We start from the raw sequence: 13,402 nt of genomic DNA on the forward strand, positions 1-13,402 counted from the left end.
GCCAATACAAATCTACTGAGCACTGCGCGCCGGCAACAGCTTCAACGTACTCCGCGTATTCGCCGTCACCTCTTCATCATTGAGATGCGCCTGGAAGTACACCCCTTCGACATACGCCTCCGCCTGATCATCAAAATGCCGGTCAAACGGCACGCCACTCTGGCCCACCGGGTTGACGGTCAGGCTGTGCGCCGGGTCGGCGAAGTCGATCAGGCGTCGGGTCGATGGCCCATAAGTCACCGGCCACGGTGCGGGGCCGATCTTGGCCGAGAGGTTGTTTGGCACTTCGTGAGTGCCCGGTGCTGCGAATGGCCCGACATTGAAAATCCGGTCCAGCGGCTTCTGTTGCCCCAGTGGATGACCATGGGTCAGCGTGTGCGCCTTGCCCCACTGCCATTGCGTGAAATCCGCACCCAGCGTGCTCTTGAGGTGCGCGAGGCTCGCTTGCCACGCCACCTTGACCGTGTCGGCGCGGGTTTCCTTGCCGAGGGTGTTGCGGTTGTCCCACCACGGTGAGTCGGCGTTCGCCGCCAGGCGCGGCAGCGCAGCGTCGATCACCCGGGTCGAGAGCAGCGTCTCGAAGAAGTCGTTGCCCAGTTCATCGTGCATCGTCGCGTCTGCGAGGTTGAACAGGAACTGATTGAACAGCGTGGCGCTGGTGGAATCCAGCGGGTAGTCGCCTGTCCACTGGGCCAGTTGTTCAACCAGTTTCAGTTCAGCGGGATCGCTCACCACCTCGCGCAGCACCGGTAACAACGGCGCAAGCAAACGCGGACCGTAGGCAGTGGTGGTGCCCAGTTGCAGTTTCTGGCTGGCCTCCAGATCCCACTTCACGGCCTTGTCGCTGAGCTGGCGATTGAGCTGCTGCCCACGATCGGCGAGGTTGTAGTAACCAGGGATCTCCATGCCGGTCGGCGACACGGGCTGGAAGTTGGCCGAGACAATGTAGCCCCGCGCCGGGTTCTCTTCCTGCGGGTTGGCGCTGAACGGGTAGAAGCCGTCCTTGTCCGCTTCGGCGCTGCTGCCGTCGAGGATGAACCACGGCCGCACACCTGCTGGACGCTTCGGCAGTTGCGCCGCCGCCCACCAGCCGATGTCGCCCTTGGCGTTGGCCCAGACGATGTTCAGCCCCGGCGCCTGGACCTTGGCGGCGGCACTGCGCGCCTTGGCCAGGGTGTCGGCACGGTTGAGCTGGTAGAAACCTTCGAGGATCGGGTTCTGGCTTTCCAGAAAACCCCACCACATGGCGATGGGCGTCTTGCCGACGCTGTTGCCCAGCGCATCGTTGACGATCGGCCCGTGTGGCGACTGGCGCAGCAGCAACTTCACCGGCGGCTGCCCCTTGACCGCGATCTGCTGTTCGCTGGTGACCATGTCCACCCACTTGCCGCGATACCAGACCTGGTTGGCGTTGTCCGGGTTGACCTTCTCGGCGATCAGGTCGAGGTCGTCGTTCTGGAACATGGTGATGCTCCAGCCGAAGTCACGGTTCATCCCCAGCGAGGCGAACGGCATCAACGCCTGATAGTGACCGTAGAGCTCGAAGCCCGGCGCCGAGAGCTGCGCTTCGTACCACACCGACGGCGCGGAGAAGCGGATATGCGGATCACCGGCCAGCAGCGGCTTGCCACTTTTGGTCCGATTGCCCGCGACGACCCAGGCGTTGCTGCCCTCGAACTGCGGCAAACCGTTGTCGGCCAGCGCCTGCTCGCTCAGGCGGGCGAGGGCGTTGAGGTCTTTCCAGTCGGCGCTGGCGAGAGGCGGCGGGGTGCTGCTGTGGTTGTTCGCGAGCACGCCTTTGGACTGCCAGTCGAGATCGAAGACGTTCAGGTACTCGGCACCCAGTTGATCACGCACGTAGGTCAGCAAGGGTTCGGTGCGAAACGCCGCGGCAAAACTGTAGGCCATGTAACCGGCGATGCTGATGGTGTCCTGCGCGGTGAACGGGCGTTTTGGAATGCCCAGTACATCGAACTCCGCAGGTTTTGCATGGCTGTCCTGATACTGGTTGATGCCGTCCAGATAGGCTTGCATGGCGATGAAGGCCGGCGACTGCTTATCCATGTTCGCCAGGTAGGTTTCGGCGCGTTCGCGAATGCGCAGGCTGCGCATCAGCTTGTCGGTGTCGAGCAGTTTCGGGCCCAGCACTTCGGCCAGTTCACCACGGGCCAGGCGGCGCAGGACTTCCATCTGAAACAGCCGGTCCTGGGCGTGCACATAGCCGAGGGCGCGGTACAGGTCGGTTTCGTTTTCGGCGCGGATGTGCGGGATGCCGCGTTCGTCGTAACGGACGGTGACGGAGCCTTGCAAGTGTTGCAGCTCGACCATGCCCTGGCGCGTCGGTTGCTTGCTGTAGATGTACCCGCCGGCACCTGCGGCGAGCGCGACTATCAGCAGTGCGAGAACGGTCAGGCTACGTTTCATGGTGACTCCTTGTTGTTATTAGTGGCAGCAGTTCCCTGGCGCCACTGTTTAACACGGCTTGCCGAATCGGCCCATCGCCCTTAGGAGGGATTCGCGTCTGCGCGGTCTTACTGCTTTGTGTCGGCGGGCCACGGGCAGTAACACCCGACGGCCAGCGTGTGCGTGGCATTGACTGTGCGGCCCGCGTTTAACGCTTGTAGGATCGGCTCAATGAAGCTGTTGCTCGAATTACAGGTCAGGCCTTCGCTGTAAGGGCCGAAGTAGGCCAGTTTGCCGCTGCGGTCCCAGATCGCCACCGCCGGGCTGGCCGGGATCTGTTCGGAGCCAGGGAGGACGGTGATGGTTTTCAGGCTGCTCAGCGTGCTCGGCAACTGGCCGTGGCTGCCGGGTTTTTGTACCGCATAAAACTCGACGCCCTGTGGCACATACTGCTCGACCAGTTCGCTCAGGTGTTGTTGATTGCCGACGTTGCACGGACAGGCCGGGTCCCAGAAGTGCACCAGGCGAATGGCGCCGGGGCCGGCGAGGTTGTCGGGCAAGTGCAACGGGTCACCGGAAAACACCGCCGTGTGTTCGCTGAACGCTCGCAGGTAGCGTCCTTGAAACCAGTCGTACGCCGCCCATAAAACACCGGCGCACACGAGGGCGAGCAGGCAGGCAAGCAGCGGGGTGCGGTAGGGCAAACGCATGGGTGTCGATCCTCGAAGGTCGCCCAGCTTGCCATGCTTGCCGCGACAGATGAATATCGCAGGCTTATAAAGTCCGCTTCGTGCTCTGGAATCGCCCATGTCCGCCACTTTCGCCCCCGATCATTTGCGTGCCAGCCTGCGGCCCCTGGCCGAGTGGCAGCCACTGTCCGAGGAGGCGCAGGCGTACCAGCGGTTCTACGGGCTGGATTTTCCGGGGCGTCAGTTGCGCAGGGGCCTGGGTCGTTTTGAAGTGGACGCTTATGACGTGGTCGGCCAAGTGTGGTGGCCGGAGCGGGCGAAGGCGACGTTGTTTGTGTTCCACGGTTTCTACGATCACACCGGGCTCTACCGGCACGTGATCGAGTGGGCGCTGAATCAGGATTTCGCGGTGATTGCCTGCGACTTGCCGGGGCATGGCCTGTCCAGCGGCGAGCGTGCGAGCATCAACGATTTCGCCGAGTATCAGGACACGCTGCAAGGGCTGTTCGCCGAGGCGAAATCCCTCGATCTGCCGCAGCCGTGGCACCTGTGCGGTCAAAGCACCGGTGGCGCCATCGTGATCGACCATGTGCTTAACGAAGGGGCGGGCAGTCCGGCCCAGGGCCAGGTGATCCTGTTGTCGCCGCTGGTGAGGCCGCGCGCCTGGGGCTGGTCGCAGCTCAGTTATTACCTGCTCAAGCCGTTCGTCAAAGCCATCGCCCGACGTTTCAGCGAGAACTCCAACGACCCGGATTTCCTGCCGTTCCTGCAAGCCGACCCGCTGCAACCGCTGCGCTTGCCGACGGCCTGGGTCGGCGCGCTGGCGCGCTGGATCAAACGCATCGAAGCTGCGCCGGACAGCACTCGGCGGCCGCTGATCGTGCAGGGGCAGGCGGACATGACGGTGGATTGGCAGCACAATCTTGAGGTGTTGAAGGCCAAGTTCGATCGGCCTCAGGTGTTGATGCTGCCTGAGGCGCGGCATCATTTGGCGAATGAGACGGTGGCGTTGCGCGGGGAGTATTTCGGGTTTTTGACGAAGCGGATCAAGGGCCGGAATCTTTAGTGATTGTTGCGGCCTCTTCGCGGGCAAGCCTCGCTCCTACGAGTCATGCGTGAACCCTGTAGGAGCGAGGCTTGCCCGCGAAGGCGTCCTGTCAGACATCAAAGATTACTGGCTCAGGTTCGAAGTGGTTTGCCCCACCGCCAACCCCGCCCGAATCGCTGCCAACGCCGCCTGGTAATACGCCTTGCCTTCCGCCGACTCGGCAAACGTGGCGAACTCTTCCAGCTCGTCATCCGACAGATCGCGATAGACATACAGCAACGTGTTGTTGAGGTCGCTGCCGATCTGGTCCATCAAGCGTTGACGCTGACCGTTCAACAGCCCCTGCGCCTGACCGCCACCGAGCAGGCCGGGGATCATCGAACTCAGGCTGTCGGCCGCGACGCCGGCAATCGCCAGGCTGACTTCCGCACCGGCCTCCCGCGCGGGCAAGGCCTGGGCGAGGTGACCGATGATCAGCGTGCGGCTGTCGCTGGCCTGAATCTTCGGCAGGCCTTTGGCGTTCTTCGCCAGTTGATCGCGACGGGTCGCCAGCAACTCGGCGGCGACGATCTTCTTGCCCAGCGGCGACTGGAAAAAAGCCAATGCAGGTTTAGGATCGGCCAGGGTTTTGCGCAATTGCGCTTCGGCGCGCTGGTCCACGGCCTGCGGGGCAAAACGCTGATTGCTGTTGTTCACCAGCGCCTGAAACACGGCGGGCGGCAGGCTGTTCTGGTAACGCTGCTGAGCGGCTGAAAGGGCATCACTGAAATGCGCGCGTTGTTCTGGCCAGCCGGCGACCTTGTACAACTGGTCGTGGCCGTCTGCCCAAGCGGGCAAAACGCAGAACATCATCAGTGAGAAAAGCAAACGGCGCATAGGGACTCCTGTCAGCAGGCGACTATTCTCCGTGTGGCATAGGGACTTGTCGAGAATTCGTATCAAGCCGCCGCGCGGCTCTGTCGGATTTTCCGGCACAGGAATACTATGCGCGCCATGCGAATACCCTCTGATCACCCGCTGCTGTTACGTATCGTCGACGACCTGGCCGAGCGCGGCTGGTCGCAGCAGAACATTTTCCTGCCTTTGGGTCTGACCCAAGAACTGGCGGCTGAGTGCCGTAAACGTGCCGCCGAGGGTGAATTGGCCCCGGCCGCCGTGGGCCGCGGGCCGACATCGGAGATTCGCGAGGGAATTCGCGGCGACCGAATCCAGTGGATCGAGCCGGGTCAGGCCCTGGCTTGCGACAACTATCTGCAGTTGATGGACAGCCTGCGCGAGGCATTGAATCGCGGGTTGTATCTGGGCCTCGAAGACTTTGAAAGCCATTTCGCGATGTACCCGCCCGGCGCTTTCTACCTCAAGCATGTCGACCGCTTCCGCGACGATGATCGGCGCATGGTCTCGGCGGTGGTCTACCTCAACGACGCCTGGTTGCCGGAGCACGGCGGTCAGTTGCGCATGTACCTCAAGGAAGGCGTCGAATACGATGTGGTGCCCACCGGCGGATGCCTGGTGGTGTTCCTGTCGGGCGAAGTGCCCCACGAAGTCCTGCCCGCGACCCGTGATCGCCTGTCGTTGACCGGCTGGTTCCGGCGTCGTGGCAACGAGCCGTTCTGATCATGCAGAAAATTCTGGTAAGTCGCTGTCTGCTCGGCCACCGCGTGCGTTACGACGGCGGTGCCAGCGGGCCGTTCGATCAGCTTCAACAGTGGGTCGACGAAGGTCGCGTCGTGCCGTTGTGTCCGGAAGTTGCCGGTGGCTTGCCGACGCCACGGGCGGCGGCGGAGATTCCGGGCGGGCAGGGCGGTGACGTGCTGGCGGGGCAGGCGGCGGTGATTACCACCGAGGGCGAGGATGTCAGTGCGCAGTTTCTGAGCGGTGCTTACCAGGCGCTGGAGCTGGTACAGAAACACAACATCCGCATCGCTGTGCTCAAGGCCAACAGCCCATCCTGCGGCAACCTGTTGACCTATGACGGCACATTCAGCGGCGTGAAAGTCAGCGGCGAAGGCGTGACGGCGGCGTTGCTCAAGCGCCATGGCGTGCAGGTCTTCAGCGAACTGGAACTGGCTGAAGCCGCCGCCGCACTGCAAATCTGAACGCAAATCCCTGTAGGAGCCGGCTTGCCGGCGATGAGGCCGTAACATTCAATATCTATATTGACTGTCACACCGCTATCGCCGGCAAGCCGGCTCCTACAAGGGATTGCGGTGATTGTCCGTGGCCTTAGGGTTTCGGTATCTCGGCGGCATCCGCCCCAAACCATTTTTTCTCCAGTGCCTCCAGTCGCCCATCTGCTTTTATCCGCTGCAACGCGTTCTCCAGGCTGGCATGAAACGCCGGGTTCCCTTTCTGAAACGGAATGGCCAGGTTCTCGGCCGGGGCGGCTTTCGGCTTTTCTTGCGTCAGCGACTGCACCAACAGGATTGAACGCGGCTCTTCTTTTTGCGCGATCAAATGCGCATCGGTGTGAATGTAAGGTTCGCTGAAGTCGAAACGATCCTTGAGCGCCGGAGTCTCTGTTATGTGATTGATGGCGATGTCGTACTTGCCGCTTTCAACGCCGGTCAACAGATCGCTGGAATCGGTGACGACGAAGTCGGCCCTTACATCCAGTTCATTGGCCAGCAGTTGGCCCAATTCGACTTCGAAGCCCGAGAGTTGGCCATCGTCCTTGAAATTGAAAGGTGGTGTATTAGCCTCAAGGGCAATTCGCAATTCACCGCGGTCGTTTACATCGTCAATCAGTTCGGCATGAGCCAAAGGGCTCAAAAGGGGTAGCAGGCAGATCAGGCCAGGCAAAAAGCGCATGGTCACTCCTTTGAATACATTTATCGCGATGCGCTGGTTCAGGCTCGCTTTGCTATGGTTGTCGAGTGCCTTCGACAACGAATGGCCATGAAGTTGTCATGGTCACATGGATTTTACGAAAAAACTGGAGAAGAGAATGAAAACCTTTATGTCACGTGCTGCGCTGGCTGGCCTGCTGATGGGTGTTTCGGTGCTGGCCAGTGCGGCTACGCCGGCACCCAAGGGTGCTGAAGTGTCCATCGTTTCTCCTGAAGACGGTGCGACGGTCCCGCAGACTGTCGTCGTGAAGTTCGCTGTCGAGAACATTGCGCTGGCCCCGGCGGGTGATCCCACCAAGAACACCGGTCATCACCACTTGTTGATTGATGTCGATGAGTTGCCAGCCGCCGGTGCGCCGATCCCCAAAGATGCCAACCACCAGCATTTCGGCAACGCGCAGACTCAGGCTGAAGTAACGCTGACGCCCGGCAAGCACACCTTGCAACTCGAACTTGGCGATAGCAACCACATGCCGTTCGATCCGCCGATCCTCTCCGAGAAAATCACCGTCAACGTTAAGTAACGTTAGTCGCGCCCAAGAAAAAGGAGACCCGGAGGTCTCCTTTTTTGCTGCTCAAGTCGCTATCAGAACAACACACGGCTACGGATGGTGCCGTTGACGTGTTGCAGCTTCTGTTGCGCCAGGTCCGAGTACTCGGCGTCTACGTCGATCACCACGTAGCCGACTTTCTCGTTGGTCTGCAGGAACTGACCGGAGATGTTGATGCCGTTTTCGGCGAAGACCTTGTTGATCTCGCTCATCACACCCGGAATGTTCTCGTGGATGTGCAGCAGGCGGTGCTTGCCAGGGTGAGCCGGCAGGGCCACTTCCGGGAAGTTCACGGACGATACCGACGTACCGTTGTCGCTGTACTTGACCAGTTTCTCGGCCACTTCCAGACCGATGTTGGCTTGCGCTTCAGCGGTGGAACCGCCGATGTGCGGGGTCAGGATCACGTTGTCCAGGCCACGCAGCGGGCTTTCGAACTCTTCGTCGTTGGAGCGTGGCTCCACCGGGAATACGTCGATGGCCGCGCCGATCAGGTGCTTGTCCTTGATCGCGTCCGCCAGGGCTTGCAGTTCGACCACGGTGCCGCGAGCGGCGTTGATCAGGATGCCGCCCTTCTTGATGGCGCGGATTTCCTGCTCGCCGATCATCCACTGGGTCGCAGCGGTTTCCGGAACGTGCAGGGTCACGATGTCGGACATGCCCAGCAGCTCGTGCAGGTTGCCGACCTGGGTCGCGTTACCCAGAGGCAGCTTGGTCACGGTGTCGTAGAAGTACACCTGCATGCCCAGGCCTTCAGCCAGGACCGACAGTTGCGTACCGATCGAGCCATAACCGACGATACCGAGCTTCTTGCCACGGATTTCGAAGGAGTTGGCCGCGCTTTTGATCCAGCCGCCACGGTGGCAGGAAGCGTTCTTCTCAGGGATGCCGCGCAGCAACAGGATCGCTTCGGCCAGCACCAGCTCGGCAACGGAGCGAGTGTTGGAGTACGGAGCGTTGAACACTGCGATGCCGCGTTCGCGGGCAGCGTTCAGGTCAACCTGGTTGGTGCCGATGCAGAAACAACCTACAGCGACGAGCTTCTTCGCGTGATCGAAGATCTCTTCGGTCAGTTGAGTGCGGGAGCGAATGCCGATGAAGTGAGCATCAGCGATCTTTTCCTTCAGCTGGGCTTCCGGCAGAGAACCCGTGAGGTACTCGATGCTGGTGTAGCCCGCCGACTTGAGAACGTCGACAGCCGATTGGTGGACGCCTTCGAGAAGAAGGAACTTGATCTTGCTCTTATCGAGAGAAGTCTTGCTCATCTGCGTAAACCTGTATCCCGGAGAAAAATGGCAGGAAATGGTCAACAGACGCTGACCCCGACGGCACGACAGCCGTCGCCGCAGAACAGCCGTTGGGCACTATCCTGCGGGGTCGGTATGCTAGCATAAGCGCCCCGCAAACACTCATTCCTGCGACGTGAAGCGTTCTCAGGATGACCATGAATTGTTCGAGAGTTCTGTCGATGACCAATCCTGCCCTGATTGATGAACTGAAGACCCTGGTCGAGCCTGGCAAGGTACTGACCGATGCCGACTCCCTGAACGCTTACGGCAAGGATTGGACCAAGCATTTCGCCCCGGCCCCGACCGCCATCGTGTTCCCGAAGACCACCGAACAGGTCCAGGCCATCGTTTTGTGGGCCAATAAACACAAGGTGGCGCTGGTGCCGTCCGGCGGGCGCACCGGGCTTTCTGCCGCTGCGGTGGCCGCCAATGGCGAAGTGGTCGTGTCCTTCGACTATATGAACCAGATCCTCGACGTGAACCTCACCGACCGCACCGCCGTGTGCCAGCCGGGCGTCGTGACCGAGCATTTGCAGAACGTCGCCGAGGAAAAAGGCCTGTACTACCCGGTGGACTTCGCTTCCGCAGGATCGAGTCAGATTGGCGGCAATATCGGCACCAATGCCGGCGGGATCAAGGTAATTCGCTACGGCATGACCCGTAACTGGGTCGCCGGCATGAAAGTGGTCACCGGCAAGGGTGACGTGCTGGAACTGAACCGCGACCTGATCAAGAACGCCACCGGCTACGACATGCGTCAGCTGTTCATCGGCGCTGAAGGCACCCTCGGTTTTGTGGTCGAAGCGACCATGCGTCTGGACCGGGCGCCGAAAAACCTCACCGCGATGGTGCTTGGTACTGCCGATTTCGACTCGATCATGCCGGTATTGCACGCGTTCCAGAGCAAACTTGACCTGACCGCGTTCGAATTCTTCTCCGACAAAGCCCTGGCCAAGGTCATGGGGCGCGGTGACGTGCCGGCGCCGTTTGAAACCGACTGCCCGTTCTACGCGCTGCTGGAATTCGAAGCGACCACTGAAGAAGTGGCCAACCACGCGCTGGAAACCTTCGAGCATTGCGTGGAGCAGGGCTGGGTGCTGGATGGCGTGATGAGCCAGAGCGAAACCCAGCTGCAAAACCTTTGGAAACTGCGCGAATACATTTCCGAAACCATCTCCCACTGGACGCCGTACAAGAACGACATTTCGGTCACTGTGTCGAAAGTCCCTGCGTTCCTGAAGGAAATCGATGCGATCGTCGGCGAACACTATCCGGACTTCGAAATCGTCTGGTTCGGCCACATCGGTGACGGCAACCTGCACTTGAACATCCTCAAGCCGGATGACCTGAGCAAGGACGAGTTTTTCGCCAAGTGCGCGACCGTGAACAAGTGGGTGTTCGAAACCGTCGAGAAGTACAACGGCTCGATTTCCGCCGAACACGGCGTGGGCATGACCAAGCGTGACTACTTGACCTACAGCCGCTCCCCGGTTGAGATCGAGTACATGAAAGCGGTCAAAGCGGTGTTCGATCCGAACGGCATCATGAACCCGGGCAAGATTTTCGCTGTTTGATTTTCGAACTTAAGCGCTACGAACCAGGAGTCGGTCAATGAGCTATCAGCACCAGTATGTCGACGGTACACGCATCCACTTCCCATTGGGCAAAGTGGTTTGCATCGGCCGCAACTACGCCGAACACGCCAAGGAACTGGACAACCCGGTGCCAACGGAGCCCCTGCTGTTTATCAAGCCAGGCAGCTGTGTCGTGCCGCTGGAAGGCGGTTTCAGCATTCCGACCGAGCGCGGTTCAGTGCACTACGAGGCCGAAATCGCGGTGTTGATCGGCAAGCCTTTGTCGACCAAGCCAAGCCGTGAAGAAGTCCTTGATGCTATTTCCGGTTTTGCTCCAGCGCTGGACCTGACCCTGCGTGACAAGCAGGCAGAGCTGAAGTCCAAAGGCCTGCCGTGGGAAATCGCCAAGTCCTTCGACGGTGCGGCAGTGATTGCCCCGTTCGTATCCGGCAGCACCTTTGCCGACCTGACCGACATCGGCATCCGCCTGACCATCAACGGCGAAGTGCGCCAGGACGGCAACAGCAGCGCGATGCTCAACCCGATCGTGCCAATGATCCAGCACATGGCTGGCTGCTTTTCGCTGCAGGCTGGCGACGTGATCCTGACTGGCACGCCGGTCGGTGTCGGCCCGCTGAATGTGGGTGACGAAATCGTTCTGGAACTGCCAGGCGCGAGCAGCTTCACCAGCAGCGTCCGCTGACACAAACCCCCTGTAGGAGCCGGCTTGCCGGCGATGAGGCCGTCACATTCAACATTTATGCTGAATGTTCCACCGCCATCGCCGGCAAGCCGGCTCCTACAGGGGATTGTGTTCCGATCTGAAGAAAGCGGCGCTCATGCAGGGCAATCCCGCCATTTCCCGTTTTTTTCACATCTTGTCTGGATAATTCCCGGGCTTCTGGCGTCTGAGCCGGTCCCAATTGTGCTATTACCCTTAGCCTGAATTTCTGGAACGCATCCCCTGATGGCCATCCAATCGCTGCCCACGCTTAAAACTGCCCGTCGCCCGCGCTTTTTCATGCGTTGGTATGCCTGGCTTTTGCTGGTCGCGGCCGCCGCGTATGGCCTTGCCTTTGCCATGCATTGGGATGACCGCGGGGTGCTCTGGGTGCTGGAGCGTTTCGAAAGCCCGGCCGAACGCCAGGAAAGTATCTGGCTCCCGGATTACCGGGCGGTGATCGATGCCAAGTTGCTGCCAGGGATGGAAAAGGACGAAGCGTCCGACCTGGCCTACAACCCGCAAACCAAAACCCTGTTCTCGGTGATGGGTAAAAACCCGTTCCTGGTCGAACTGGACCTGCAGGGTGAAGTGCTGCGCAAAATGCCCTTGGTGGGCTGGAGCAACCCGGAAGGCGTGACGGTCATGGGCAACGGTCTGCTGGCCATTGTCGATGAGCGTGAGCATTTGCTGAGCATCGTCAAGGTCGACGCCGATACCCGCGAGCTGAACATCGCCAACTTCCCCAAGTACGACCTCGGTCCGTCGAAAGACCAGAACAAAGCGTTCGAAGCGGTCGTCTGGGATGCACACAATCAACACATGCTGCTGGGTGAGGAACGTCCACCGGCGCTGTTCACCTGGAAAAGCGCCGACGGCCTGACACTCACCGGCGACAAGCAGAAGCTGGCCAGTGACGCGCTGGACATCCGCAACCTGTCGGCCTTGGCCATCGACCCGCGCACCGGCCATACGCTGGTGTTGTCCGCCGATTCCCACTTGCTGCTGGAGCTGGATGAGAAGGGCGAGCAGGTCAGTTTCATGACCTTGCTGGGTGGTTTCAATGGCCTGAAGAAGACCATTCCCCGCGCCGAAGGCGTGACCATGGACGAGGCGGGCACGCTTTACATGGTGAGCGAGCCGAACCTGTTCTACCGATTCGAAAAGCAGCACTGATTCGCGAGCTTGATTCGCGACCTTGATCTGCGATCTTGATCCGCGAATGTGTAGGAAACGCGACGCTCAGTTGTAGGGCCAACCCAACGGCCTTTAAGCTTCAATTCAGACTGCCGTGGTATTTCATCCGCCCGTCCTGATTCCGAGCTTGCCTGAATGCGCCGACTTGCCCGCCCCAAACCCCTGATCCTGATTCTCTCGGTGATCGCGCTGACCGTGCTGGTTGCGTTCGGCCAACACCTGCGTCTGTTTGAGCGGGCCTGGTTCAATCTGCATACGCTTTGGCAGGCAGAAAGCGCCCGGTCGATCGGACTGGATCACTATCAGGTTGTCATTGAGGGTCGGGTCATCGAAGGCCTGGACGACGATGTGTCAGCGCTGACCTTCGATCCGGTCCGCAAAAGCCTGTTCACCGTCACCAATAAAAACTCCGAGCTGATCGAGCTGTCGCTGGAAGGTCAGATCCTTCAGCGCATCGCGCTGGTCGGCTTCGGTGATCCGGAAGCGGTGGAATTCATCAGCGCCGACACTTACGTCATCACCGACGAGCGTCAGCAGCGGCTGATCAAGATTCATCTGGAGAAGGACACGACGTTCCTCGATGCGGCGGATGCCGAACAGATAACCCTCGGCGTGCACATGAGCAGCAACAAGGGTTTTGAAGGCCTGGCCTACGATTCGGTGGGCAAGCGGCTGTTTGTCGCCAAGGAGCGCGACCCGATGCTGATCTATGAAGTGCAGGGCTTTCCGCATTACAACCCGGAAAAATCCTATGCGGTGCACGTGGTCAACAACCCCAAGCGCGATGCCGGGATGTTTGTGCGAGACCTGTCGAGCCTGCAATACGACGAGCGCAGCGGCCATCTACTGGCGCTGTCCGACGAGTCGCGACTGATTCTGGAGCTGGATGTGGACGGGCGTCCGCTGAGCACCATGTCACTGAACAAGGGGCGTCAGGGGTTGCAGAAGACGGTGCCGCAAGCGGAAGGGATCGCCATGGATGACGACGGCACGATGTACCTGGTGAGCGAGCCGAACCTGTTCTACGTCTTCAAGAAACCGCCACAACCCTAAAACATAAACACAACCCCTGTAGGAGCCG

At 60.3% G+C, this 13,402-nt stretch carries 13 protein-coding genes; 8 read left to right on the forward strand and 5 right to left on the reverse strand.

Features of this window, described 5'->3' with window-relative positions; translation table 11 throughout:
- Positions 1–12: 12 nt before the first annotated feature.
- Entirely contained in the window at positions 13–2,424 is a 2,412-nt protein-coding gene (locus tag IB246_RS06590) for a penicillin acylase family protein (RefSeq protein ID WP_008040758.1), read from the reverse strand.
- Between the two features lie 107 nt (positions 2,425–2,531).
- Positions 2,532–3,113, reverse strand: a complete 582-nt coding sequence (locus IB246_RS06595) for a DUF6436 domain-containing protein (protein ID WP_008040759.1) — start codon at positions 3,111–3,113, stop codon at positions 2,532–2,534.
- Positions 3,114–3,210: 97 nt separating this feature from the next.
- Between IB246_RS06595 and IB246_RS06600 the strand changes: the two genes are divergently transcribed.
- The gene (locus IB246_RS06600; protein ID WP_008026053.1) at positions 3,211–4,158 is read left to right on the forward strand and encodes an alpha/beta hydrolase; all 948 of its coding nucleotides are present in this window, start codon (positions 3,211–3,213) and stop codon (positions 4,156–4,158) included.
- Between the two features lie 105 nt (positions 4,159–4,263).
- On the opposite strand, the gene IB246_RS06605 is transcribed toward IB246_RS06600, so the two are convergent.
- On the reverse strand, positions 4,264–5,016 hold the full coding sequence (locus IB246_RS06605; RefSeq protein ID WP_008040760.1) for a DUF2059 domain-containing protein: 753 nt from the start codon (positions 5,014–5,016) through the stop codon (positions 4,264–4,266).
- Between the two features lie 108 nt (positions 5,017–5,124).
- On the opposite strand from IB246_RS06605, the gene IB246_RS06610 reads away from it, so the two are divergent.
- Positions 5,125–5,757, forward strand: a complete 633-nt coding sequence (locus IB246_RS06610) for a 2OG-Fe(II) oxygenase (RefSeq protein WP_008040761.1) — start codon at positions 5,125–5,127, stop codon at positions 5,755–5,757.
- A 2-nt stretch (positions 5,758–5,759) separates the two neighbouring features.
- Complete coding sequence (locus IB246_RS06615; protein ID WP_008040762.1) at positions 5,760–6,239, forward strand: DUF523 domain-containing protein; 480 nt, start codon at positions 5,760–5,762, stop codon at positions 6,237–6,239.
- A 127-nt stretch (positions 6,240–6,366) separates the two neighbouring features.
- Here IB246_RS06615 and IB246_RS06620 read toward each other — a convergent pair whose 3' ends face one another.
- Complete coding sequence (locus IB246_RS06620) at positions 6,367–6,951, reverse strand: transporter substrate-binding domain-containing protein (RefSeq protein WP_008040763.1); 585 nt, start codon at positions 6,949–6,951, stop codon at positions 6,367–6,369.
- Between the two features lie 136 nt (positions 6,952–7,087).
- Between IB246_RS06620 and IB246_RS06625 the strand changes: the two genes are divergently transcribed.
- Entirely contained in the window at positions 7,088–7,513 is a 426-nt protein-coding gene (locus tag IB246_RS06625; RefSeq protein ID WP_008026064.1) for a DUF4399 domain-containing protein, read from the forward strand.
- Positions 7,514–7,575: 62 nt separating this feature from the next.
- On the opposite strand, the gene serA is transcribed toward IB246_RS06625, so the two are convergent.
- Positions 7,576–8,805 carry a phosphoglycerate dehydrogenase gene (serA, locus tag IB246_RS06630; RefSeq protein ID WP_008040764.1) on the reverse strand — a complete coding sequence of 410 codons (1,230 nt, stop codon included), beginning with the start codon at positions 8,803–8,805 and terminating at the stop codon, positions 7,576–7,578.
- Positions 8,806–9,008: 203 nt separating this feature from the next.
- On the opposite strand from serA, the gene IB246_RS06635 reads away from it, so the two are divergent.
- From IB246_RS06635 to IB246_RS06650, 4 genes are all read left to right on the forward strand, one after another.
- The gene (locus IB246_RS06635; protein WP_032828611.1) at positions 9,009–10,403 is read left to right on the forward strand and encodes an FAD-binding oxidoreductase; all 1,395 of its coding nucleotides are present in this window, start codon (positions 9,009–9,011) and stop codon (positions 10,401–10,403) included.
- 37 nt (positions 10,404–10,440) lie between these two features.
- Positions 10,441–11,106: a fumarylacetoacetate hydrolase family protein gene (locus tag IB246_RS06640; protein ID WP_008026071.1), complete on the forward strand. Its 666-nt coding sequence runs from the start codon at positions 10,441–10,443 to the stop codon at positions 11,104–11,106.
- Between the two features lie 264 nt (positions 11,107–11,370).
- Positions 11,371–12,300 (forward strand): SdiA-regulated domain-containing protein, encoded by a 930-nt coding sequence (locus IB246_RS06645; RefSeq protein WP_008040765.1) that lies wholly within the window; start codon positions 11,371–11,373, stop codon positions 12,298–12,300.
- Positions 12,301–12,456: 156 nt separating this feature from the next.
- Positions 12,457–13,374, forward strand: coding sequence for an SdiA-regulated domain-containing protein (locus tag IB246_RS06650; RefSeq protein ID WP_008040766.1), 918 nt, complete (start codon positions 12,457–12,459; stop codon positions 13,372–13,374).
- Positions 13,375–13,402 lie beyond the last annotated feature (28 nt).

The sequence above is a fragment of the Pseudomonas sp. PDM01 genome (assembly GCF_014852325.1).
GTDB lineage: Bacteria > Pseudomonadota > Gammaproteobacteria > Pseudomonadales > Pseudomonadaceae > Aquipseudomonas > Aquipseudomonas migulae.